The following is a 23453-nucleotide window of genomic DNA, read 5'->3' on the forward strand; positions in this document are numbered from 1 at the left end:
AAAACAATCAGGGAGACGATCATGTCGATCGAGTTCATCGGCTTCATCAGCAACAACAATTCGTCCGAAACTGTCGTCCGAGAGGGGCCGGTCCTCAACCCCACCCACATCGAGACGGTGGCCAAGGCGCATGAGAATGCCGGCTTCGATCGTGCGCTGCTGGCGTTTCATTCGACGACGCCGGACGCGCTCCAGGTCGCCCAGCACGTGCTCAACACGACCAGCCGCCTCAACGTGCTGATCGCGCAGCGGCCCGGCTTCACCGCGCCGACACTGCTGGCGCGGCAGTTCGCAGCGCTCGACCAGTTTTCCCGCGGCCGCGTCGCGCTTCACGTCATCACCGGCGGCAACGCCACCGAGCTCCGGCAGGACGGCAACACGCTCGACGACAAGGACGAGCGCTACGACCGGACCTCCGAGTTCCTCGATGTCCTCAAGCTGGAATGGACCAGCGACAAGCCGTTCACCTACAAGGGCAGGTACTACCAGGTCGAGAATGCCTTCTCGCAGGTGAAGCCGTATCGTTCTGAGGGCATCCGCATCTATTTCGGCGGCGCCTCGGACGCGGCGATCGATGTCGCCGGCAAGCATGCCGACACCTTCGCGCTGTGGGGCGAATCCTATGCGCAGGTGCGCGACGTCACGTCCCGCGTTCACAATGCCGCGGTCCGGCAGGGCCGGCCGACGCCGCGCTTCAGCCTCTCGGTGCGCCCGATCATTGCGCCCACGGAAAAGCAGGCCTGGGAGAAGGCCGAAGAAATCCTGGCGCGCGCCACTGCGCTTCAGGACAAGACCGGCTATCGCAAGCCCGCCGACGGCCACGCCACCGCCGGTGCGCGGCGCCTGCTCGCGCTCGCCGACCAGGGCAGCCGCATCGACAAGCGGCTCTGGACCGAGATCGCAAAGCTCACCGGCGCCAACAGCAACACCACGGCGCTGGTCGGCACGCCCGAGCAGGTCGCCGAAGTCTTCGGCGACTATTACGACCTCGGCATCAGCCATTTCCTGATCCGCGGCTTCGATCCGCTGATCGACGCCATCGAATATGGCCGCGAGTTGATCCCGCTGACGCGCGAGCTGGTTGCCAAGCGTCAGGTCGCCCGCGGCGAGGCGGCTGAATGATCCGCCTCATGTTGGCCGGCGCGCTGCTGCTCGGTTCGTTGGAACTGGCGGCAGCGCAAACCACGCTCCGCGTCGGCGACCAGAAGGGCAATGCGCAGGCTGTGATGGAAGCGGCAGGCCAGCTCAAGGATGTCCCCTACAAGATCGAGTGGAAGGAGTTTCCGGCCGCCGCACCGCTGCTGGAGGCGCTCAGCGCCGGCGCGATCGAGACCGGCCTCGTTGGTGACGCGCCCTTCACCTTCGCTGCCGCCTCCGGCGCGCCGGTGAAGGCGATCGCCGCGATCCGGCAGACGCGCGAGGGGCTCGCCATCCTGGTGCCCGAGAATTCGCCGATCAGGAGTTTTGCCGACCTCCGCGGCAAGAAGATCGCAACCGGCCGCGGCTCGATCGGCCATCAGCTGATCCTGGCCGCGCTGGAGAAAAGCGGCTGGAGTGCGAGCGACGTGCAAATCGCGTTCCTCGCGCCCTCGGATGCCAAGATCGCCTACACGCAGGGCTCCGTGGATGCGTGGTCGACCTGGGAGCCTTATGTGAGCCAGGAAGAGGTACTGTTCAAATCGCGCCGCATCATCACCTCGGAGGGCCTGACGCCGGGCCTGAGTTTTCAGGTGGCGCGGCCCGACGCTATCAGGGACAAGCGTGCCGAACTGACCGACTTCATCCGCCGCCTCACCGCCGCGCGGGCGTGGTCGCTGAACAACGTTGATGGCTATGCCGCGACCTGGGGCAGGCTGATGAACATCCCGACCGCCGTGCCGCTAAACTGGCTGTCGCGTGCAAAAATCCGCATCGCGCCAATCGACGACGGCGTGGTCGCGGACGAGCAGGGCACGATCGATTTGTACCTCCGCTGGGGCCTGATCAAGCAGAAGCTCGATGCGGCGGAGATCGTCGACCGCTCCTTTGCGGATGCGATTGCGAAGGCGGGGCTGTAGCTGCTAGGCACACTCGCGTGTCCCGGACGCGCTCTGGCGTGAGGTGCTGCACCGGCGTCATTCCGGGGCGCGACGAAGTCGCGAGCCCGGAATCCATTGATCTACAAAGATTGCGGCCCGATGGATTCCGGGCTCGCCCTGCGGGCGCCCCGGAATGACGGCGGCGGGGTACGAGGGTTGACGAGGCCCTCAAGCATCCGTGAAGCGAGAAGAACGTAGCCAGAGCGACCGCCGTTCTCGACAGATTCGTTCTGCGTTCCCTCCGCTTAACAACAGCTGCATTGCTATTTGCGTCACCTCCCTTGCGGCGCGCTCTACCCCGTCAAAAATCAATCCCACGACCACATCGGGAGACCGGCCATGGGCCTGCAAGAAACAAGAATCGAATCGCTTCCCTTCGTCACCGCCGAACTCAACTATCTCGCGCCGATTTCAGGCAAGCCGCGCACCTACGCGTTCGATCCGCCGCCGGGCGAGCCGAAGAGCACGTCGCTGCCGGAGCCGCATCAGGTGCCGATCTTCGACGCGCGGCTGATCGCGAACAATATCTCGCTCGACCGCGAAGGCTTTGCGCTGGTGCGCCATCCGACCCAAGTGAAGGACTTCTACAACGACGAGGAGGTGAGGGCGGTCTACTATCCCGCCGTCGTGGCCTTTTTGCGGGCGACCTTGAAGGCCGATCGCGTCGTCATCTTCGACCATACCGTGCGCAGGCGCGTCGAGGGCGCCCCGGATATTCGCGATGGTGGCCCGCGTCAGCCGGCGACGCGTGTCCATGTCGACCAGACCGCCGTCTCCGGCGCCAACCGCGTGCGCGAGCATCTGCCTGACGAGGCCGACGAGCTTCTGAAGGGGCGTGTGCAGGTGATCAATCTCTGGCGGCCGATCCGCGGCCCCTTGCGCGATTCACCGCTGGCGATGGCCGACGGCACCACGGTGGCGCCTGAGGATCTCATCGCCTCCGACCTGATCTATCCCAATCGCCGCGGCGAGACCTATTCGGTGAAATACAATCCGAACCACCGTTGGTTCTATTTCCCGGAGATGACGCCGGACGAGGCGCTTCTGCTCAAGTGCTACGATTCCGCAACGGACGGCCGCACCCGCTTCGGGCCGCATACCGCCTTTGTCGATCCGACCACGCCCGCCGATGCGCCGCCACGTGAGAGCATCGAGCTGCGCACGCTGGTGTTCCACAAACAGTAACAATGTGTGATGGCACTGCCGGGGTGACCCGGCAGTGTTCCCGGAACTTAGGGGAACAAGGCGACGTTTGCAGCGCGGGGCAGGGTCAACCGGGGAGCGGTGCCGTGCGAGCGCTGACCACTTTATTGTTTTGTCTTGCCACATTTTCTCTGGCGCATGCCGAAAGCGGACTTGCCTCATATTACGGGTACGGAAAAGGCAAAGGCGCCGACCTGACCTGCGCCCACCGCACGCGCCCGTTTGGCAGCGTGCTCAGGGTGTCCTACGGCGGCCGCTCGATCCAGTGTCGCGTCAATGATCGCGGCCCGTTCATCCGCGGCCGTATCGTCGATCTCTCGGTGCCCGCCGCCCGCGCGCTCGGCATGATGAGCGCGGGCGTGGTGCGCGTCTCGGTGGAATAGGGCTCCAGGCGCGCTATAGTGCCGCCCAAAGCAGGGGGGCGCTATGGCCAGGATCAGGGTGGGACTCGTCGGCTGCGGCTTCGTGTCGGAGCTGCACATGTATGCGTTCCGGCGCGTCTATGGCGTGGACGTCGAGGTCGCGGCGGTGGCTGCGCGCGGCGAGAAGGTCGTCGCGTTCGCCCAGCATCACAATATCCCGCGTGTTTATCGGAGCTTCGCCGAGCTGATCGCGGACGGCGAGCTCGATGTCATCGACATCTGCACGCCGCCGAACCTTCATGCGGAGATGATCGTCGCCAGCATGCAGGCCGGCAAGCACGTGATCTGCGAAAAGCCGTTCGCCGGCTATTTCGGCCGCGAGGGCGACACGCAGCCGATCGGCAAGCACGTGCCGAAGGCGCTGATGTATGAGCGCGTGATCGAAGAGATGGACAGGACGCGCGCCGCGATCGAGCGCACCGGGAAACTCTTCATGTACGCCGAGGACTGGATCTACGCGCCGGCCGTGACCAAGACCGCCGAGATCATCAAGGCGACCAAGGACAAGATCCTGTTCATGAAGGGCGAGGAGAGCCATTCCGGCTCGCACGCGGCCCACGCCGCGCAATGGGCGATGACCGGCGGCGGCTCGCTGATCCGCATGGGCTGCCATCCGCTCTCCGCCGTGCTCTATCTCAAGCAGGTCGAGGCCAGGGCGCGCGGTGAAATCATCCGCGTCGCCAGCGTCACCGGCGATGTCGGCAACGTCACCGCTGGCCTGAAGCCGGAGGAGCGCACCTACATCAAGGCCAACCCCGTCGATGTCGAGGATTGGGGCACGCTGACGGCGACGTTCTCCGACGGCACCAAGGCCACCGTGTTCTCCGGCGACATGATCATGGGCGGCGTGCGCAACCTGATCGAGACCTATACGAGCGGCGGCTCGCTGTTCGCCAACATCACCCCGAACACGCATCTGGTGAGCTACCAGACCTCCGAGGAGAAGCTCGCAAACGTCTACGTCACCGAAAAGGTCGACCGCAAAACCGGCTGGCAATATGTCTGCCTCGAGGAGGAGTGGACGCGCGGCTATTTGCAGGAAATCCAGGACTTCATGGAATGCGCCGCGACCAGCCGGCAGCCGCTGTCGGACCTCGCACTGGCCTACGAGACGATCAAGGTGAACTACGCGGGGTATTGGGCCGCGGAAGAGGGACGGCGGGTGGTGTTGTAGGGGAGATCGTTACCGCGGCGGGACGGAGCTCCCTCGCCCCGCTTGCGGGGCCGCGACGAGCTTCGCTCGCGCTGAGAGGGTTGGGGTGAGGGGGAGTCTCCGCGGGGACTGTGACAGCGGAGTTCGCGGAGACTCCCCCTCACCCGGAATCCGCGCGCATCGCGCGTATTCCGGCCTCTCCCCGCAAGCGGGGAGAGGCGAAGAACCCCCTCACGCCCCGTAGGTCGAGCCCTTCGGCAGGGGAAACACCGGGTCCTGGGTGCGGATGTTCGTCGGCCACACCACCGAGATGTGCTCGCCGGCGTTCTGCATCACGACCGGCGTCGAGCGTTCGTTCTGGCCGGAGAGCGGCGTGCCCGGCGGGAAGAACTTTACCCCATAGCCCTGGATGGTGCCGCCGGCGGGGATGTCGACGTCGAGCGCGGCCTTGCGGATCGCCTCGGGCTCGAAGCTGCCGTACTTTTCCTTGGCGACCGGCAGCACGTTGTTGAGCAGCACCCAGGTCTGGTTGAAGCCCATCGAGCAGTGCGGCGGCACGTCGGTGGCGCCGGTCTTGGCCTTGTAGCGCGTGACCATGGCGTTGGTCAGATCGCCGATACCCGGTGCGAGCTTTGCCGGATCGAGCAATTGCGCCGGCACGGGATCGATGTTGCAGAAATTGTCGATGTCGGGACCAAAAGTGGCGCGCAGCTTGTCGAGCTGGCTGTAGCCGGCGCCGGCGCCGAACAGCATCTTGAAGCGCAGTCCGCTCTCGCGCGCCTGGCGCAGGAACAGGGTGATGTCGGGGTTGTAGCCCGCATGAGAGATCACGTCGGCCTTGGCGCGCTTGATCTTGGTCACCAGCACCGAGAGGTCGGGCGCGGAGGCCGAATAGCCCTCACGCAGCACCACCTGGATGCCGGCCTCCTTGGCGTAGGCCTCGTCGGCGGCGGCGACGCCAACACCGTAGGGGCCGTCCTCATGGATCAGTGCGACCTTGACCTCCTTGGGATCCATTCCGAGTTTTGCTTTCGCATGCTCGGCGAGGAACCCGGCAAAAGCCTGGCCATACTGGTCGGAATGGATCTGCGCGCGAAACACGTATTGCAGGTTCTTGTCCTTGAACACGGCGGTCGAGACCGCGGTCGTGATCCAGAGGATCTTCTTCTGCTGCTCGACCTTCGCCGCGAGTGGCACCGCATGCGAGCTCGCATAGACGCCGTTGATGATGTCGATCTTCTCCTGGCTGATCAGGCGTTCGGCCTCGTTGATCGCAACGTCGGGTTTGCTCTGGGAATCCGCAGCGACTGGAGCAATCTTGGTCTTGCCGCCGATGCCGCCTTTCTCGTTGACGAGATCGATCGCGATCTGCGCGCCGATTGACGAGGCGACCGAGCCGCCGGCGGCGAACGGGCCGGTGAGGTCGTAGATCAGGCCGATGCGCAATGTCTCGGCTTGCGCCTGGGCCCTTGTCCAATCGAGGCTGAGTGCGGCGGCGGCAGCCGCCGAGCTCTTCAGCAACTGCCTGCGTGAAGTCGGCATCCTATCCTCCCTCAAGACCGTCTTATGATTGGTTGTTATCTTTTTGCGAAGTATGGGGAGGGGGACGGCGGAAAGTCAACATCGCCCAAGGTCGATACGCGGTGCGCCGCCGCACAACGCATCTGCGAAAGACAGCAAAAAGCCCACCGCTCCCCGCGGAGCGATGGGCCTGATGCCGGTGCGAGCCGGTTACTGCGACAGCTTCACGAAGTTCGGAAACTTCAGCTTACCTTCCGCGATCTTCTCGGGCCAGACCACGACCTGCTTGGAGTCCTGCCACTGGAAGACGAGACCGGTCACGGCGCCGGGGCCGGACTTGATGCCGTGGGTGAACTCGTCGTCCTTGCCGTAGAACTGGATGCGGCCGATCGTGCCCTCGTAATCGGTCTTCTCGATCTCGGCGACCATCTTGTCGGGATCGGTCGAGCCCGCGCGCTTGATCGCCTCGGTGATGAAGTAGACCTCGTCATAGGCCGTGTAGCCAGTATAGGCCGGCGGCGAGCCGAACTTGGCCTTGAAGGCGGCCGCGAACGGCTTCGTCTTAGAGGTCACGGCGACATCCGGAGTGGCCACCGCCAGCGACGGGATGCCGTCGGCGGCGCCATTGGTGTCCTTCCAGAAGGTCGGGCTCAGCGCCTGCGCGCTGATGCCGAACATCGGGATCGGCACCTGCTGGTTCTTCCACTGCACCGTCGGCTGCACGCCGACATGCGAGATGCCGGTCACGATCACATCGGGCTTCTTGCCTTCGATGTTGTTGAAGATCGGCGTGAAGTCGGTGGTATCCGGCGAGAAGCGCACGTGCTCGACGACCTTCAGCCCGGCCTTGGGCAGGCACGCCTCGTAGCCGACGTCGAGCGGCTTGGTCCAGGCCGCGTCCTCGCTCATGATCGCGACCGTCTTGAACTTGAGCTTGTCGACGAGCAGGTCCTTGGCGGCGTCGCAGACGAGCTGGGCCTGCGCCGCCGACGTCAGATAGCCGTGGAAGGTGTACTTGTTCTTCTCATAGTCGTTGTGGATTGCCTTGGTGATCTCGTTCGAGGCGGCGCCGGGGGTGATCAGCGGCATCTTCAGCCGCGCCGCCCAGGGCTCGAGCGCCAGCACGACCTCGCTGATATAGCTCGCGATCACGGCGGAGACCTTGTCCTCGCTCACCGCGCGCTGGAACGCTCGCACCGAGTCGGCCGAGGAGCTCTTGTTGTCGTAGGTGACGATCTCGATCTTGCGGCCGAGGATGCCGCCCTTGGCGTTGATCTCGTCGGCGGCGATCTGCGCGCCGCCCGGCGTCGCGGCGCCCGCGATCGACTGCACCTCGGCGATCACGCCGATCTTGATCGGATCGTTCGACTGCGCGTAGGCGGGCGCGGCGAGGCAGAGCGCCAGCGCGGAGGCGAGGAAGCTGCCGCTCAGGATGGTCGATGGTCGCATGGTCGTTTCCCTTCTATGCTTTTTTGTTGATGTTGACGGACTTAAAGAAAATCGGCGCCGGCTTCGCTGGCGAAGCGGCCGGGATCGCCCTCCCAGACGATCCTGGCGTGTTCGAGCACATAGACGCGATCGGCGTGCGGTAGCGCGAAAGTGACGTTCTGCTCGCCGAGCAGCACCGTGATCGACGTGGTCTGCCGCAGCTTCGTCAGCGCCTTGGACAATTGCTCGAGGATGACGGGGGCAAGGCCCAGCGTCGGCTCGTCCAGGATCAGGATCTGCGGCTGCATCATCAGGGCGCGGCCGATCGCGAGCATCTGCTGCTCGCCGCCGGACAGCGTCTGCGCCATCTGGCCCTGGCGCTCCTTCAGGATCGGGAACAGCTCGAACAGCCAGGCGAGCTGCGCCGCGCGCTTGTCGTCGGACAGATGCTGGCCGCCGAGATCGAGATTTTCGCGTACGCTCATCTCGCCGAACAGCTCGCGCGATTCCGGGCACTGCACGAGACCGCTGCGCGCGATCCTGGCCGGGCTCGTGCCGCGCAGCCTGTCGCCGCCGCGCACGATCTCGCCGCTATAGGGCAGGAAGCCGGAGATGGTGTTGAACAGCGTGGTCTTGCCGGCGCCGTTGAGGCCGACGACCGAGACGAACTCGCCTTCGTGGACGTGGATCGAGACGTTGTCCAGCGCCTGCGCCTTGCCGTAGAACACGCTGACATTCTCGACCTGGAGCAGCGGCACCTTGTCCTTGAAGCTGGTCTCGGGCCGCGCATGGGTCTCGATGGCGCCGCCGAGATAGACCCGTCGCACCGTCTCGTTCTTCATGACGTCCTCGGCCTTGCCGGTGACGATCTCCTCGCCGAGATACATCGCGAGCACGCGGTCGACCAGCGCTGCGACGCTCTTGACGTTGTGGTCCACCAGCATCACCGCGCGGCCGTCGTCGCGGAAGCTGCGGATCAGGTCGGAGAAGATATCGACCTCGGCCCGCGTCAGCCCGGCAAAGGGCTCGTCCACCAGTACGACTTTTGGATCGCGGGCGATAGCCTTGGCGAGCTCGAGCCGGCGCAGATCAGCGAACGGCAGCGTCGGCGGGCGGCGGTTCATGACGTTGCCTAAGCCCACGCGGTCGGCGATCCACTTGGCGCGCTCGACCAGCGCCTTGTCCGGAAACAGCATGAACAGGCTGTCCGGCAGCAGCGCCACCATGATATTCTCCAGCACGGTCTGCCGGTTCAGCGGCCGCGAGTGCTGGAACACCATGCCAAAGCCCTTGCGCGCGATCTTGTGCGCGGGGAGGCCCGCGACGTCCTCGCCCTCGAAGACCACTTCGCCCGAGGTCGGGCGCTCGATGCCCATCACGCTCTTCATCGCGGTCGACTTGCCGGAGCCGTTCGGCCCGATCAGGCCAAAGATCTCGCCGCTGTTGACCTCGAAGCCGAGGTTCTTCACCGCGGTCAATCCGCCGAAACGCTTGGTCAGGCCGCGGACTTCCAGCACGGCCCGGTTTGAAAGCCTCATATCCATCACGAACGAGCCTCGCGCGAGAGGGCCGCTCCGAGGAAGCCGCCGGGGAAGAACAGCACGACGAGCAGCGCGACCGCCGAGACGATGAAGGTTGCAAGCTCGCCGGTGGGCCTCAGGAATTCCCCGGCGACGATCAGGAAGATCGCGCCCAGCGCCGCGCCGAGCACGGTGCGCCGGCCGCCGAGCACGGCCGAGACGATCACGTTCACGCCGACCGCGACGTCGACGACGGTGCCGACCGAGGCGGTGCCGAAATAGAACACCAGGAGCGCACCCGACAGCCCGGAGAAGAAGGCGCTGACGATGAAGGCGGCGAGCTTGTGCTTGACGATGTTGAAGCCGAGCGCGCCGGCCTGCACCGGATCCTGGCCGCTCGCCTGCAGCACGAGGCCGATCGGCGATTGCGACAGGCCGTAGAGGATCGCGGCCGAGATGGTCATGAAGCCGAGCGCGATCCAGTAATTCGTGCCGGCATTGATGCTGATGACGTCGGGGATGGTGAGCCCGATCTCGCCGCCGGTGAGGTCGGCGAACACCACGATGAAATTTTGCAGCATCAAGACTGCGACCAGCGTGGTCAGGCCGAAATAGGGCCCGCGCACCCGCAGTGCCGGCAGCGCCAGCACCAGGCCGGCGATGACCGAGGCAAGCGCGCCGAGCACGATGCAGAGATAGACCGACCAGCCGAACTGGGCGTTGAGGATGCCGGCGGTGTAGGCGCCGACGCCGATCAGGAAGGTCGGACCGAAATTGACCTCGCCGGCGAAGCCGAACAGCAGGTCCCAGGCCATCGCGAACACGCCGAAATAGAAGGCGACGGTCAGCAGGCCCAGCACGTAGCCGGAGACATAAAGCGGCAGCGTCGCCGCGATCACGACCAGCGCCAGCGAGACGAAGAACAGGCGCGAAGTGAAGAAGGTGGACATCTCAGCGCCTCCCCAGAAGGCCCTGGGGCCGGATGTACATCACGAACACGAGCAGCAAGAGCGCCGGAATGGTGCGATAGGCCGGCGAGACCAGATAGGCCGTCAGCGTTTCGAGATAGCCGACCACGAAGGCCGCGATCAGAGAGCCCGAGACACTGCCGAGCCCGCCGAGCACGACGATCGAGAACGCGCTCGCCGTCAGAGGGCCGACGCTGTAGGAGCTGACGCCGAGGAACATGCCGAGCAGCACGCCGGCGATGCCGGCGAGGATGCCGTAGATCGCCCACACGACGATGTAGATGTTGGTGAGCTCCAGCCCGAGCAGCGTGACGCCGCGCGGGTTCATCGAGGCCGCCAGCACCGCCTTGCCGGTGCGGGTGCGGTTCACGAGCAGCCACAGCAGCGCGATGACGAGGCAGCAGACGATCGCGGTGAAGATCTCGTTCTTCGGCGTGCGCACGCCGAGGATCTCGACGACGCCTTCGACGATCGGCAGCACGGTCTTGGCGTTGTTGGTGAAGAAATAGGCGATCAGCTCCTGGATCATGATGCCCCATAGCAGCGTGCCGGTAAGGACGAAGATTTCCTTCTCCTCATTCGGAATGCGCCGGGAATCCTGGATCGGCTTCACCACGGCGAAATAGGTGGCGAAGGCCGTAAGGAGGGCGACCGCGACCCCGATCAGCGCGCCGGCATAGGTGCCGACGTTCAGGATGCTGGCGGCGGCCCAGGCGGCGACGGCTGCCGCCACCATGATGGCACCGTGGGAGAGGTTGAGCACGCCGGAGACGCCGAAGATCAGCGTGAAGCCGGTGGCACCGAGAGCGTAGAGAGCGCTGATGGCAAAGCCATCGATCAGGATCTGGAAAGCTCGCATTGATGATTGGCCGGGCAGACGAGCTGCCTCCTTTAGGGAAGGTGCTGTATGGAGCGCATGTGAACGCTTCCGAGCTCACGCCCGGAGAGCAGTCCCGATCAGCCTGTGATGGGTTTGATGAGGCTGGGAAGCCAGACGTCGGCCTTTGCAACGTCCTTCGGCGCGCCGGCCGTGGCCGTGTCGCGCGCCAATTGCAATGCAACAGAGAGTCGTTTCTTCATGTTGTTCTCTCCCTTTGAACAGGCCTCTTGTGAGCCATTGTGTCGCGACTATACCGGCCGAGACTTCCCCGGCAAGTGAAACTGCGTTCAGGATTATGAGAGAGGACTAAAGTCTAGCGCTGCGTAAATTGCAGGCAAAAGAGGCGTGAGACACTGATCCTGCCGCAGGCATGCAGATTCCGTCGGCGGGCATGCGTGAGTATCAAAGGCTGAGAGCAATCGGCGGTTGAGGAGCCGCGATGTCGGCGAGCGCTTCAGCGTGCTTGCAGCAGGGATGGATCGAGCGGTGTCAGCCGGGCGGGGTCGAATGGCGACAAGTCAATCTCGCGCGTTGCGCCTTCAGCGATCAGTTCTGCCAGCGCTTCCCCCGTCGCCGGCGCATTGAGGATGCCCCAGACATTGTGCCCGGTCGCAACATAGAGGCCTTTGCTCCGCGGCACCTTGCCGATCAAGGGCAAGCCGTCCTGCGTCACCGGACGGAAACAGGCCTGCTGCGCGATGATCCTTTCGGGACGGAACAGCGGCGATAGCCGCTCGGACACGGTCTGCAGCCGCGCGATCGCATCGCGATCGGGCGTCACGGCGGCGGGATCGAGCGGCAGCGGTGCGATGTCGGAGAGAGCCGTGATGTGCGTGCTGCCGTCCGCGCGTGGGAAGACCTCGATCGACACCGCGCTGCCGTCTTCCTCGCTCTCCAGGAATAACGCCTCGGCCGGCGCGTCGGCGGCGGTGTCGTAGACGATGCTCGGGCTGCGCTGGCCGTAGACGGGGGGCAGGCTCATCCATTGCGCCGCGAGCAGTGACCACGGTCCCATCGCGATCACGACGGCATCCGCCTCGATGAGGTCACCATCGATCTCGACGCCCCCGGCTGTCATTCCGTCGGTGCCGCGCGTGATGCCGGTGACGCGGCCAGGATGAAGCTTCGCGCCTTGCGCCAGCGCTGCGTTCATCACGGCCGACGTGAACTTGCGGGGATGAACGATCGCAGTCGTCTCCGCCGTGCCGATGCGCTGTGCAATGACGACGCCGTCGCTGAGCCAGCCAAGCGCGGACGGTGCATCCCGGCGCGCGTCGCCGTCGGACGCAACGAAACCGCTATAGGCGGTCATCGTCCGGTAGCCCCAATCGCCCGAGATCTCCTCCGGCAGTTGCGCGTGAAGCGCAAAGCTGCGCCGGGCCAGCGCATCGAGCGGCGTGCCGGTGCACCAGTCTCGTGCCAGGAAGCCGCCGGCCTTGCCCGACGCGGCGGCCGCGACCTCGGTCCGTTCCACGACGGTCACGTCGATGCCGCGGCGGCGCAGGAAATAAGCCGTGCAGGCCCCGATCACGCCGCCGCCGCAGACCACAACGCGCATGTTCTCTCCCTTGTCGATCCCGCGGCGCGCGACTTCATCAGCTGTGCCGTGTTTCAAAATGTTTCACGCGGGCGTCATACCCGGTGGATACGTTCACTGCGGCAATTTGAAGCCGCAGGTGGGGCTTCTTCTCATTTTCGTAGATCGGGTCTGGCGCAGGACAATTCAACGTTGCTGCCTGCGGCGAGCCTTGTTCTGTCCAAAGCTGTTCTGGGGAGCGACGATGACGAGACTTCGCGAAGGGAAGTTGGAAGACGTCTACGGCAGGCTGCGCAAGATGAGTTTTCTCGTGCTTGCAGCCTGCTTTGCGATTTGTTCGATCGTCAGCGCGCATGCTGACGATGACGACCGGGGCAGGGGAGGCGAGAGCCGGGCCTATGCCATCGGGCTGTGGGGCGATTTGCCATATTCCGACCTCGAGGCGCAGGTCGGCGTGCCGAATCTGATCGCCGACATGAACGACCAGAAGCTGGCCTTCACGGTGCATGATGGCGACCTGAAAGCCGGCAGCGGCACGCCGGGATCCGTGACTCCCACGACGTGCAGTGACGCTCTGTATCAGCAGGGGCTCGGATATTTCGATGCCTTGAAATCCGCCGCGATGGTGACCCCCGGCGACAATGACTGGACCGACTGCGACCGGCCGGCGAACGGCTCGTTCAACTCGCGCGACAGGCTCGACCACGAGCGGAAGGTTTTCTTCAGCACTGACTATTCCCTTGGCCAGCGGCCGATCAAGCAGCAGGTGCAGCATGACAAGCTGTGCCTCGATCACAACAACCAGCTGACCGGGTGCGTCGAAAACCGCCGCTGGATCATGAAGGGCGTCGTCTACGCCACGCTCAACATTCAGGGATCGTGCAACAATCGTTGCGATACGTTGCCGGACGACGCCGAATGGGCCGCGCGCAACAACGCCAACATCCTCTGGATGCAGCAGACCTTCGAGATGGCGAGAACATATCGCGCCGCGGCCATCATGTTCATCTCGCAGGCGGACCCGGGCTGGGATCAGTCGGACGGAACCCGCGCGCCGTTGCGTGACCCGAAGACGCTTGCGCAAACGGACGCCAATCCGGATGGTTTCCAGGCTTTCCTGGTTGCGCTGCGCGATGAGGTGGTCGCCTTCGGCAAGCCCGTCGCCTACGTTCATGGCGACTCCCATTACTTCCGTATCGACCGGCCATTCCTCGATAGCAAGGGCCGGCGGCTCGAAAACTTCGTCCGCGTTGAGACCTTCGGCGACAATCAGGCGAACGGCAACAACGACGTGCATTGGCTGAAGGTGTTCGTGGACGACCGCAGCCGCGAGGTGTTCGCGTTCCAGCCGCAGATCGTACCCGCCAATCGGACCGCTGTGCCGGCGCCGCCGAAGCGTGGCGATGATTAGCGGGCCGTGCCGCCTCCGGTGCCTGACCTCAGCTGAGGTCAGCCTGGGGTCGGTCGGATCGGGCGCCGGCGGATCGCGCCGGCGCCTAGCTCGCGTAACCCCGTTCCAGCGATTGACGCTGCCGGTGCCGGTCCAGCGCCAGATCGACGAGGCGGCTCAGCAGCTCGCCATACGGCACGCCCGACGCTTCCATCATCTTCGGATACATGCTGATCGACGTGAAGCCGGGCAGGGTGTTGATCTCGTTGAAGCAGAACTCGCCGGTTTTCCGGTCGAGGAAGAAGTCGACGCGGGCGAAGCCGCTGCATTCGAGCGCCGCGAACACCAGGGTTGCGAGTGACCTGACGCGCTCCATCTGTGCCGGGTCGAGCCTGGCCGGAAGGTCGACCCGAGCGCCATCGGGATCGAGATATTTTGCCTCGTACGAATAGAACTCGTGATGGGCGTTGGGGTTCAGCTCGCTGGCGAGACTGGCGAACAGCGTCTCGTCCTCGAGCACCGCGACCTCGATCTCGCGCGCGTCGATGCCCTGTTCGACCAGCACCTTGACGTCATAGCGAAACGCATCATCGAGCGCCGCTTCGAGCGCATCCTGCGTCTTGACCTTGTGGATGCCGACGCTGGAGCCCATGTTGCACGGCTTGACGAAGACCGGGAGGTTCAGGCCCTCGACCGCCTTCGCAAGCGATGAGATGCGGTCCTGGACGAAGGCCTTGCGGGTGAGCACGCGATAGGGCGCGACCGGAATGCCGGCGAATTCAGCAAGCCGCTTGGCGACATCCTTGTCCATGCTGACGGCGGAGGCGAGAACGCCCGATCCCACATAGGCGACGTCGGCCAATTCCAGCAGGCCTTGCACGGTGCCGTCCTCGCAAAGCGGCCCGTGGATGACAGGAAAGACAACGTCGATCTCGATCGGGGCGGCCGCGCCTTGCATGATCGGCATGAGGACGCCGCGTCCGTCGGGTCCCCTCGCGAGCCGCATCTCCGGCGCATCGGGCAGGATCGGCAACGCCGCAGCGTGCGCCTGATCGAGTGAACGAAGATCGTTCCATTGCCACCGGCCCGTCTTGTCGATGGAGACCGGGATCACCTCGAAGCGGGTGCGGTCGAGATGCCTGAATACCGAAGCGGCCGATTTCAGCGAGACCTCATGCTCACCGGACCTGCCGCCATAGAGAACAACGACGCGAATTTTGTCTGCCATGGCTCAATTATCACGCGCTCGATTCGGAAGTCACCCTTTGTTGCCCGATTCAAGCATCGACGGAGCGATGGAAACAATTCGGCGCCGGCGAGGCACGCCGGCGCCGTGTCGCAATTAAAGGCTTGTGCCGTTCAGCCTGGTCCCGCGCCTTGCGTCGCCGTAAACACGGCGTAGAGCGACTGGCTCGCGGCCATGAACAGGCGGTTGCGCTTGGGGCCGCCGAAGCAGATGTTGCCGCACACCTCCGGCAGGCGGATGCGGCCGAGCAGCTTGCCCTCCGGCGACCACACCGTCACGCCGCTATAGCCGACGGCGCGCCCGGCATTGCTGGAGGCCCAGACATTGCCGTTGACGTCGCAGCGTACGCCGTCCGGGCCGCACTTCACGCCGTCGATCGTGCAGTCGGAGAAGCGCTTCTGGTTGGAGAGCTTGTTGTCCGTCCCGACGTCGAACACGAAAATCTCGCCCTTGCCGCCGGGGCCGCTGTCGCCCGGTCCCTTGCCGGTGGAGACGACGTAGAGCTTCTTGAAATCGGGCGAGAAGCACAGGCCGTTCGGATCCGGCACCTGCTCCTCGGTGACGACGAGGTCGACGCGGCCTGAGGGATCGATGCGGTAGCAGTTGGTCGGCAGCTCGCGCTTGCCCGGTGTGAAGCCGGCCGGCTGTCCGATCCGCGGATTGAGCTTGCCACCCGAATTGCTCGGGCCGCCCGCGGCGTCGGGCTCGCCTTCGTACAACTGGCCGCCATAGGGCGGATCGGTGAACCAGTAGCTGCCGTCGGGATGCGCAACGACATCGTTCGGCGAGTTCAGCTTCTTGCCGTTGTAGTTGTCGCAGAGCACGGTGGCGGTGCCGTCGTGCTCGTAGCGCGTCACGCGTCGTGTCAGGTGCTCGCAGGAGAGCTGGCGGCCCTGGAAGTCGAATGAATTGCCGTTGGAGTTGTTGGAAGGGGAGCGGAACACGCTGATGCGGCCGTCGTCCTCGCTCCAGCGCATCTGCCGGTTGTTGGGAATGTCGCTCCACAACAGATAGCGGCCCTGCGCGCTCCAGGCCGGACCTTCGGCCCATAGCACGCCGGTGTAGAGGCGCTTGATCGCTGTGTTGGGCTGCGCGAGATCGTCGAAGGACGGATCGACCGCGATGATGTCGGGGTCCCAGAAATAGGTTGTCGGCGCGCCGTTGGGGCCGAAATCGCGGGGCGGGGTCGTGATCGTCGTCGGTGGTGCGGCAGGCCCGGTCTGGGCCAGCGCGGGGCCGGCCATTGTGGCCGCGGCGCCGAGCGCCAGTCCCCGGACAAGTGTTCGTCGTGAAAGCGCAGCATCCTGGTCACGCGGCTCGTGGTCACGAGCCTCCTGGCGTGTCATCGCGTCCTCCCGGTCATGTTCGGCTGGCCGGTTGATCCGACCGAGCGCGGCGAAGGTTAGTCTGGTCCGCGTCAGGTTGCGAGAGGCAGGTTCGCAGCCTCCGCGCGATGCCGCGAGATCGCCGCAACATCGCCGCATTGCGGGGCTGTGCGAGGTGAAAGTCGACAATTCGCCTCGCCCGCGAGCTGTTAACCGGGACCGGTTTTGAGACCTGTCAAGCCTTGACCTCGTGCGCGATGCTGGCAGAACGGTGTGCGGGGCAAATACCGGAGTTCTCTGTGTTAGCCGTTGTTGCACTGGTCATTGCGCTCGCCGTCGCATTCGCCGCCGGCTATTTCACCCGCGATCTCGCCTCCCGCAAGCGTCGGGCGGAGGCGCGGCGCTGGCGGGAATACAGCGAGCCGGGCTGGCTGCGCGCCACGACGCCCGCCAACACCAACGAAGTTGCGAATTCCAACGCGGTTGCGAAGGTGGCCACCGGCGAACTCGGCCAGATGCTGGATCGCTGGGAGAGCAGGGCCCGTGCCCGCCGCGCGGGATAGCTTGACGTTGCTCCGTCGTTCGGATGGAGCGAAGCGCAATCTACTCGCCGTCAGCCAGAAGTGCGCGTCACGCGACGCGATGCCGATCAGGTCAGTCTTCCTGGCCATCTTTTGGCGTTGCAGTTGCGGCCATTTCTCGTCTAGAAACAGGCGCATCGGGCCTCCCGGCAACCAACCGTCAACGGTTTTGACCGAGGATTTGAGGGCTCAAAAGGGTCTGGCAATGCTGATTCGCGGCCAAATCGATGGGATTTCGGGGGAGGTGGCTCTGGCCGCCGCCACGATCCCGGCCGCGCTGCTGCCCACCCTCCTTCTTGGCGGCCTTCTTCTTACTTGCCCCTGAGGGCCGGCTGGGCGCCACGCGCCTGGGCGCTCAGGGGTTGGTCGAGATCACCGGACACCTCAAGCGCCCAGCATTGAACGGCGCAAAAGCTCAAAAGGAAATCTAGTAATGGCCCCCGTGAACAAGTCCGACAAGGACCGCGTCATCATTTTCGACACCACGCTGCGCGACGGCGAGCAGTGCCCCGGCGCCACCATGACCTTCGAGGAGAAGCTCGAGGTCGCCGAGCTCTTGGATGATATGGGCGTCGACGTCATCGAGGCCGGCTTCCCGATCACCTCCGAGGGCGACTTCCAGGCGGTCAGCGAGATCGCCCGCCGCTCCAAGAACGCCGTCATCGCCGGCCTGTCCCGCGCCCATCCCGCCGACATCGACCGCTGCGCCGAGGCTGTGAAATTCGCAAAGCGCGGCCGCGTCCACACCGTGATCGCGACCTCGCCGCTGCACATGCGGGTGAAGCTGAACAAGACTCCGGAGCAGGTGATCGAGACCTCGGTCGCGATGGTCGCGCGTGCCCGCAACCAGATCGACGATGTCGAATGGTCGGCCGAGGACGGCACCCGCAGCGAGATGGACTATCTGTGCCGCATCGTCGAGGCCGTCATCAAGGCCGGCGCGACCACGGTGAACATCCCCGACACCGTCGGCTACACGGTGCCGGAGGAATACACCCACTTCATGAAGACGCTGATCGAGCGCGTGCCGAACTCGGACAAGGCGGTGTTCTCGGTCCATTGCCATAACGATCTCGGCATGGCCGTTGCCAATTCGCTGGCCGGGGTCGTCGGCGGTGCGCGCCAGGTCGAGTGCACTATTAACGGCATCGGCGAGCGCGCCGGCAACGCCGCGCTCGAAGAGATCGTGATGGCGATCAACGTGCGCAACGACAAATTCCCCTACTGGAACAAGATCGACACCACGCAGCTCACCCGCGCCTCGAAGGTGGTGTCGGCGGCGACCTCGTTTCCGGTGCAGTACAACAAGGCCATCGTCGGCCGGAACGCCTTCGCGCATGAGAGCGGCATCCACCAGGACGGCGTGCTGAAGGACGCCTCCACCTACGAGATCATGCGGCCGGAAATGGTCGGCCTGAAGCAGTCCTCGCTGGTGCTCGGCAAGCACTCCGGCCGCCATGCCTTCGTGCACAAACTGGAGGAGATGGGCTACAAGCTCGGTCCGAACCAGCTGGAAGATGCGTTCACGCGGATGAAGGCGCTCGCCGACCGCAAGAAGGACATCTACGACGAGGACATCGAGGCGCTGGTCGACGAGGAGATGGCGGCCTCCCACGACCGCATCAAGCTGACCTCGCTGACCGTGATCGCCGGCACCCATGGCCCGCAGCGCGCGACCATGAAGCTCGACGTCGACGGCCAGATCAAGATCGAGGAGGCCGAGGGCAATGGTCCGGTGGACGCGGTGTTCAACTGCATCAAGCGCCTCGTTCCGCACGAAGCCAAGCTCGAGCTGTACCAGGTCCACGCGGTGACCGAAGGCACCGACGCCCAGGCGGAAGTCTCGGTGCGTTTGTCGCATGACGGCCGCTCGATGACGGCGCGCGCGGCCGATCCCGATACGCTGGTGGCCTCGGCCAAGGCCTATCTCGGCGCGCTCAACAAGATCGTCATGAAGCGCCAGCGCGATACGGTGACGACGGCGGCGGCGAGCTGACAAGCGAAGCTTGTCATTCCGGGGCGCCTCGAAGAGGCGAACCCGGAATCTCGAGATTCCGGGTCTGGTCCTTCGGACCATCCCGGAATGACGCCGGTTGTGGTGGCGAATAGCTGCCCTGCTAAGGGCCAATAGCGGCTCGGTCTCCCAGCCGCTATTGATGCTCGCGGCTATTGGATAAGGCGCCCCGCGTTGGGCAGCCCAAGAGAATAACAACAGGGAGAGATCATGCGCACCTTCGCGATCGCGGCGTCCGTCGCGGCACTGGCACTTGGCTTGGCCATGCCGGCATCGGCCCAATCGCCGATCATCATCAAGTTCAGCCACGTCGTCGCCACCGATACGCCGAAGGGCAAGGCGTCGGAGAAGTTCAAGGAGCTCGCCGAGAAGTACACCGGCGGCAAGGTCAAGGTCGAGGTCTACCCGAACTCGACGCTCTACAAGGACAAGGAAGAGCTCGAGGCGCTTCAGCTCGGCAGCGTGCAGATGCTGGCGCCGTCCAACTCCAAGTTCGGCCCGCTCGGCATCCGCGAGTTCGAGGTGTTCGATCTGCCCTACATCCTTCCCGACCTGAAGACGCTGCGGAAGGTGACGGAAGGCCCGCTCGGCGCGCGGCTGCTCAAGCTCCTGGACGCCAAGGGCATCACTGGCCTTGCCTATTGGGACAACGGCTTCAAGCAGATGAGCGCCAACAAGAAGCTGATCGCGCCGGCCGATTACCAGGGCGTCAAATTCCGCATCCAGTCCTCGCGCGTGCTGCAGGCCCAGTTCAAGGCGCTCGGTTCGCTGCCGCAGGTGATGGCGTTCTCGGAAGTCTACCAGGCGCTCCAGACCGGCGTGGTCGATGGCCAGGAGAACACCTGGTCGAACATCTATACCCAGAAGATGCACGAGGTGCAGAAGTACATCACCGAGACCAATCACGGCTACATCGGCTACGTCGTGATCGTGAACAAGAAGTTCTGGGACGACCTGCCGGCCGACATTCGCGACCAGCTGTCGAAGGCGATGAAGGAAGCCACCGACTTCAACAACGCGCAGTCGCAGAAGGAGAACGACGATGCGCTCGCCGAGATCAAGAAGGGCGGCAAGAGCGAGATCATCAAGCTCACGCCGGAGCAGGACGAGGCGATGCGCAAGGCGATGGAGCCGGTCTACAAGGATGCCGCGAGCCGCGTCGGCCAGCCGCTGATCGACGAATTCCTGAAGGAATCGAAGAGCACGACGAACTGATCCGGACGATGCATGAATGAAGGGGCTTCCGTGCCAGGCGCGGAAGCCCATTTTTTGTTGCGAATGATTTCCGGTTGCGGCTGGAGGTAAAAATCAGGCGTTACATCTTCGTAAGGACGCCCTCCCTGTCCAAGTTGTAATTTGCGTGTCAGATGCCCCGGGCCCATCCTCAGCGCATCCTTCCAGAGGAGGTTCGCATGAGGAAATTCACCATCGCAGCCATCGCCGTGCTCAGTATCGCCGGCTCGGGCGCGGTCTATGCCCAATTTCATCGCCCGTGGATGGAGCATTTCCGCCACGTCCGGATGAACCCGGAAGACCGCGCCGCCTTCGTCGACGCGCGGATCGCCGCCGTCCATGCCGGGCTGAAGCTCAACGCCGACCAGGAGAAGCTGTGGCCGCCGGTCGAGGCCGCCGTGCGCGAATTCGCCAAGCTGCGCATCGACCGCGCCAATGCGCGCATGAGTGCCGCCCCCGGCGCCGCCGACAAGCCGGAGGATCCGGTCGCCGGCCTGCGCCAGCGCGCCGAGGACATGGCGGCTTCCTCCGCGGCCCTGAAGAAGATCGCCGATGCCGCCGATCCCCTCTACAAGACCCTGGACGAGGGCCAGAAGCGGCGCCTCGCCGTGCTGACCCGTCACCGCGGCCCGTTCGGCGGCGGCGAGGACGGCCCGCCCCGCCACTTCATGGAACGCGGCATGGACCGCATGATGGAGCGCGGCATGGACCACTTCCATGGCGACCGTTTCGACCGTGACGGCGGCCCGGACCGGGATCGCGAGGGCCGGCTCTGAGCCAACCTGGACTTTCCAGGGATTAACCTTGGCGAAGCCGCTGGAATCCAGCGGCTTTTCGCTTTTTTGGGCCTGTGGAAGAACCTTGGAAAACATGCGCCACATCGCTTGCCAGACCCGGATCGCTTTGCTAAACGACCGGCCTCGCAAGGCATTCACCGCCTTTCGGGCGCATAGCTCAGTTGGTAGAGCAGCTGACTCTTAATCAGCGGGTCCCAGGTTCGAGCCCTGGTGCGCCCACCATTTAAAAATCCTTCCTCATCAATACGTTACAAGCGGCAATGCCGAGCAAATGGGTCTCGTGCGACGTTTTTTTGGTCGCACGTCGCACGCCATGCGCCAGTTGCCGATGCTCTGAATGTTCTCGGCCCGGAATCTGGCGCGCGAGAACCGTCGATGGCAGGAAGGATCGTAGGGGTATCGTGGCTTCCGCGCGAAACCAAAGGTCCGTGACGATCCGGACACGCCGTGGACGATCGATCTGTTGCCGGCAAGCAGTGGCGCGAAAGGGTGGACCATCCACCGCGCTTAGTTTTCCAGATCGATGCTTACGCGGCCGCTGTGGAGAGAGTCCCAGTTCGCGTCCAACCGTTCCCCAAGGAGGAGACGAGCCCAGTGCCGGTTATCCACGTCGATCTGCCGGAAGCTGCGACATTAGCGCGATCCACTGGTGAGATCGCGATTTCGCAATCTCCCGCGGCGGATCGCCCAGCGTTCATGGCTATGGCGCATCACGCGATCGAGCGCTGCCGGTGAACCCAAGGTCTTCTCGGGGACGCAGGCGATGACGGCATTGCGATCCTCGACGAATTGCTCATCGACGATCCATGTCCGCAATTCTTCACCGGCGAGTCTGGCTGCGATCCGGTCGGGTGTAGGATCAATGTCGTGCGCGACCGTTACGTTCATCACGATCCGGCCGCCCGGTGCCAGACGGGCGCGGATGGCGTCGCAGGTCTCCGCGTCAAACTCCTCCGCGTATCGGAATCCCGGTCCACCGACGTCGATCGCAATGCCGTCGTAATATGCGCGGTCATCGAATACGAATTTTCGAAAGTCGGAAACGATGCAGGGCAGATCGTCCGGTAGATCGAAATACCTGTGCGCGAGCACGAAACTGATCGGGTTGATGTCGACGATGGTCAATCTCTTGCCGAGACGCCACAGCCGTGTCGCGAGATTTCCGCCGCCACAACCCAGGACGAGGATCTGTTCGGACCGAGACAGAAGTTCGTCCATGAGCTTCACATAGGTGAAGACACTTTCTCCGTCGGGCGTGGCCTGACTTTGCCTTACGCCCTCCTCGAAGTACACGCGTGTTCCATCCCATGAACACTCGACGATGTCGATCTGTCCGTTCGTTCCTTGATAACGCCCCAGCAGTTTCACGGCAGGCAAAGACCTTAAGATACGGGCATTAGAACGCATGCATTAAACATCTCTTATCATGTAATTTGCTAAGAACCAACCACTTCGGGTGCCGTTGATAGTATTTCCCGTATTCTTCGATAGAAAAATTCGACACAGGTTTCTGGCCGCAATCCGGTTCAAGCCAGCGAGAACTGGCGGTGATATATTTTGTATCTAGATTGATGCTTGAAGCGGTAATTTGGATGGTGTAAATATATTCGATGAGAAATTTGCCGAAGGCCGCCATTTCATGATCACGGCCAATCAACTCAGGGCCGCTCGCGCGCTCCTGAATATAGACCAGCGGCAGACGGCCGAACTCGCCGGTCTCTCAGTCCCCACCATTCAGCGCATGGAAGCAAGTGACGGAGTTATCCGTGGGAATGTCGATTCTCTGATGAAATTGGTTTCTGCCCTGGAGAATGCCGGGATCGAATTGATCAATCCGGGGGTTACGAGTTCGGCCGGTGGTCGAGGCGTCCGTCTCAGGGAGCACGTCGCGAAGCCGAAAATGAAGAACATGAAGCAGTCCAAGCCCTCTACGCCGCGGAGTTTGGAACGGGTGCGATGACCCCTCGAGCCATTCGAATGACGGGTTTCTCGATCGAGGATGATGAAAACGCTGAAGACAAGCGTACTTGCAAGCGGTTTCTCACGCCTTGAGGCGCCTAGTGGCACTGCACATTGATTATGACCGGTTGGTCTTGGGGGCAGAGTAGCTCTGGCAGCAACTTTGGATCAACGAGGATCTCGATGCTGCGAGAGGTC

General features: G+C 63.9%; 21 protein-coding genes and 1 tRNA gene. 12 read left to right on the top strand and 10 right to left on the bottom strand.

Translation table 11 applies throughout. The annotated features are described in order from the left end of the window. Nucleotides 1–21: 21 nt before the first annotated feature. From ACVWW6_RS19150 to ACVWW6_RS19170, 5 genes are all read left to right on the top strand, one after another. Entirely contained in the window at nucleotides 22–1122 is a 1101-nt protein-coding gene (locus ACVWW6_RS19150; protein WP_456681244.1) for an LLM class flavin-dependent oxidoreductase, read from the top strand. Further along, complete coding sequence (locus tag ACVWW6_RS19155) at nucleotides 1119–2057, top strand: ABC transporter substrate-binding protein (RefSeq protein WP_456681245.1); 939 nt, start codon at nucleotides 1119–1121, stop codon at nucleotides 2055–2057. The genes ACVWW6_RS19150 and ACVWW6_RS19155 overlap by 4 nt, the downstream gene beginning before the upstream one ends. Nucleotides 2058–2417: 360 nt before the next feature. Further along, nucleotides 2418–3263 carry a CmcJ/NvfI family oxidoreductase gene (locus ACVWW6_RS19160; RefSeq protein ID WP_456681246.1) on the top strand — a complete coding sequence of 282 codons (846 nt, stop codon included), beginning with the start codon at nucleotides 2418–2420 and terminating at the stop codon, nucleotides 3261–3263. Nucleotides 3264–3367: 104 nt separating this feature from the next. Further along, a complete protein-coding gene (locus ACVWW6_RS19165; RefSeq protein ID WP_060908527.1) occupies nucleotides 3368–3664 on the top strand; it encodes a septal ring lytic transglycosylase RlpA family protein in 297 nt (98 codons plus the stop codon). 43 nt (nucleotides 3665–3707) lie between these two features. Next, entirely contained in the window at nucleotides 3708–4877 is a 1170-nt protein-coding gene (locus tag ACVWW6_RS19170) for a Gfo/Idh/MocA family protein (RefSeq protein WP_271551268.1), read from the top strand. Nucleotides 4878–5087: 210 nt separating this feature from the next. Here ACVWW6_RS19170 and ACVWW6_RS19175 read toward each other — a convergent pair whose 3' ends face one another. The 7 genes from ACVWW6_RS19175 to ACVWW6_RS19205 form a co-directional block, all read right to left on the bottom strand. After that, nucleotides 5088–6398, bottom strand: coding sequence for an ABC transporter substrate-binding protein (locus tag ACVWW6_RS19175; protein ID WP_028176130.1), 1311 nt, complete (start codon nucleotides 6396–6398; stop codon nucleotides 5088–5090). A gap of 189 nt (nucleotides 6399–6587) precedes the next feature. Further along, nucleotides 6588–7826: an ABC transporter substrate-binding protein gene (locus ACVWW6_RS19180; protein ID WP_271551265.1), complete on the bottom strand. Its 1239-nt coding sequence runs from the start codon at nucleotides 7824–7826 to the stop codon at nucleotides 6588–6590. A 41-nt stretch (nucleotides 7827–7867) separates the two neighbouring features. Beyond that, complete coding sequence (locus tag ACVWW6_RS19185) at nucleotides 7868–9349, bottom strand: ATP-binding cassette domain-containing protein (RefSeq protein WP_161533779.1); 1482 nt, start codon at nucleotides 9347–9349, stop codon at nucleotides 7868–7870. Next, nucleotides 9349–10275: a branched-chain amino acid ABC transporter permease gene (locus tag ACVWW6_RS19190; protein WP_011089184.1), complete on the bottom strand. Its 927-nt coding sequence runs from the start codon at nucleotides 10273–10275 to the stop codon at nucleotides 9349–9351. Before ACVWW6_RS19190 ends, ACVWW6_RS19185 begins: the two co-directional genes overlap by 1 nt. Before the next feature lies 1 nt (nucleotide 10276). Continuing rightward, nucleotides 10277–11152 (bottom strand): branched-chain amino acid ABC transporter permease, encoded by an 876-nt coding sequence (locus tag ACVWW6_RS19195; RefSeq protein ID WP_110117013.1) that lies wholly within the window; start codon nucleotides 11150–11152, stop codon nucleotides 10277–10279. Between the two features lie 98 nt (nucleotides 11153–11250). Continuing rightward, on the bottom strand, nucleotides 11251–11373 hold the full coding sequence (locus ACVWW6_RS19200) for a hypothetical protein (protein ID WP_256380425.1): 123 nt from the start codon (nucleotides 11371–11373) through the stop codon (nucleotides 11251–11253). A gap of 254 nt (nucleotides 11374–11627) precedes the next feature. Further along, complete coding sequence (locus ACVWW6_RS19205) at nucleotides 11628–12731, bottom strand: NAD(P)/FAD-dependent oxidoreductase (protein WP_271551256.1); 1104 nt, start codon at nucleotides 12729–12731, stop codon at nucleotides 11628–11630. Between the two features lie 223 nt (nucleotides 12732–12954). Here ACVWW6_RS19205 and ACVWW6_RS19210 point away from each other — a divergent pair, with 223 nt between their 5' ends. Continuing rightward, complete coding sequence (locus ACVWW6_RS19210) at nucleotides 12955–14121, top strand: hypothetical protein (RefSeq protein WP_456681247.1); 1167 nt, start codon at nucleotides 12955–12957, stop codon at nucleotides 14119–14121. An 85-nt stretch (nucleotides 14122–14206) separates the two neighbouring features. On the opposite strand, the gene ACVWW6_RS19215 is transcribed toward ACVWW6_RS19210, so the two are convergent. Both ACVWW6_RS19215 and ACVWW6_RS19220 read right to left on the bottom strand, forming a co-directional pair. Then, complete coding sequence (locus tag ACVWW6_RS19215; RefSeq protein ID WP_456681248.1) at nucleotides 14207–15328, bottom strand: D-alanine--D-alanine ligase family protein; 1122 nt, start codon at nucleotides 15326–15328, stop codon at nucleotides 14207–14209. 131 nt (nucleotides 15329–15459) lie between these two features. Continuing rightward, the gene (locus ACVWW6_RS19220) at nucleotides 15460–16692 is read right to left on the bottom strand and encodes an SMP-30/gluconolactonase/LRE family protein (RefSeq protein WP_182872326.1); all 1233 of its coding nucleotides are present in this window, start codon (nucleotides 16690–16692) and stop codon (nucleotides 15460–15462) included. A 278-nt stretch (nucleotides 16693–16970) separates the two neighbouring features. On the opposite strand from ACVWW6_RS19220, the gene ACVWW6_RS19225 reads away from it, so the two are divergent. The 5 genes from ACVWW6_RS19225 (at nucleotide 16971) to ACVWW6_RS19245 (ending at nucleotide 21518) form a co-directional block, all read left to right on the top strand. Continuing rightward, a complete protein-coding gene (locus tag ACVWW6_RS19225; RefSeq protein WP_028176124.1) occupies nucleotides 16971–17234 on the top strand; it encodes a hypothetical protein in 264 nt (87 codons plus the stop codon). Between the two features lie 451 nt (nucleotides 17235–17685). After that, nucleotides 17686–19248, top strand: coding sequence for a 2-isopropylmalate synthase (locus ACVWW6_RS19230; protein ID WP_011089175.1), 1563 nt, complete (start codon nucleotides 17686–17688; stop codon nucleotides 19246–19248). Nucleotides 19249–19476: 228 nt separating this feature from the next. Further along, nucleotides 19477–20481, top strand: a complete 1005-nt coding sequence (locus tag ACVWW6_RS19235) for a TRAP transporter substrate-binding protein (RefSeq protein ID WP_060908523.1) — start codon at nucleotides 19477–19479, stop codon at nucleotides 20479–20481. A 197-nt stretch (nucleotides 20482–20678) separates the two neighbouring features. Beyond that, complete coding sequence (locus tag ACVWW6_RS19240; protein WP_028176122.1) at nucleotides 20679–21275, top strand: Spy/CpxP family protein refolding chaperone; 597 nt, start codon at nucleotides 20679–20681, stop codon at nucleotides 21273–21275. Nucleotides 21276–21442: 167 nt separating this feature from the next. Then, nucleotides 21443–21518 (top strand) — tRNA-Lys (locus ACVWW6_RS19245). 411 nt (nucleotides 21519–21929) lie between these two features. On the opposite strand, the gene ACVWW6_RS19250 is transcribed toward ACVWW6_RS19245, so the two are convergent. Next, nucleotides 21930–22664, bottom strand: coding sequence for a spermidine synthase (locus ACVWW6_RS19250; protein WP_231166559.1), 735 nt, complete (start codon nucleotides 22662–22664; stop codon nucleotides 21930–21932). A gap of 271 nt (nucleotides 22665–22935) precedes the next feature. Here ACVWW6_RS19250 and ACVWW6_RS19255 point away from each other — a divergent pair, with 271 nt between their 5' ends. Continuing rightward, nucleotides 22936–23256, top strand: a complete 321-nt coding sequence (locus ACVWW6_RS19255; RefSeq protein WP_011089086.1) for a helix-turn-helix domain-containing protein — start codon at nucleotides 22936–22938, stop codon at nucleotides 23254–23256. Nucleotides 23257–23453: the final 197 nt, after the last annotated feature.

Source organism: Bradyrhizobium sp. USDA 3311 (assembly GCF_054062495.1).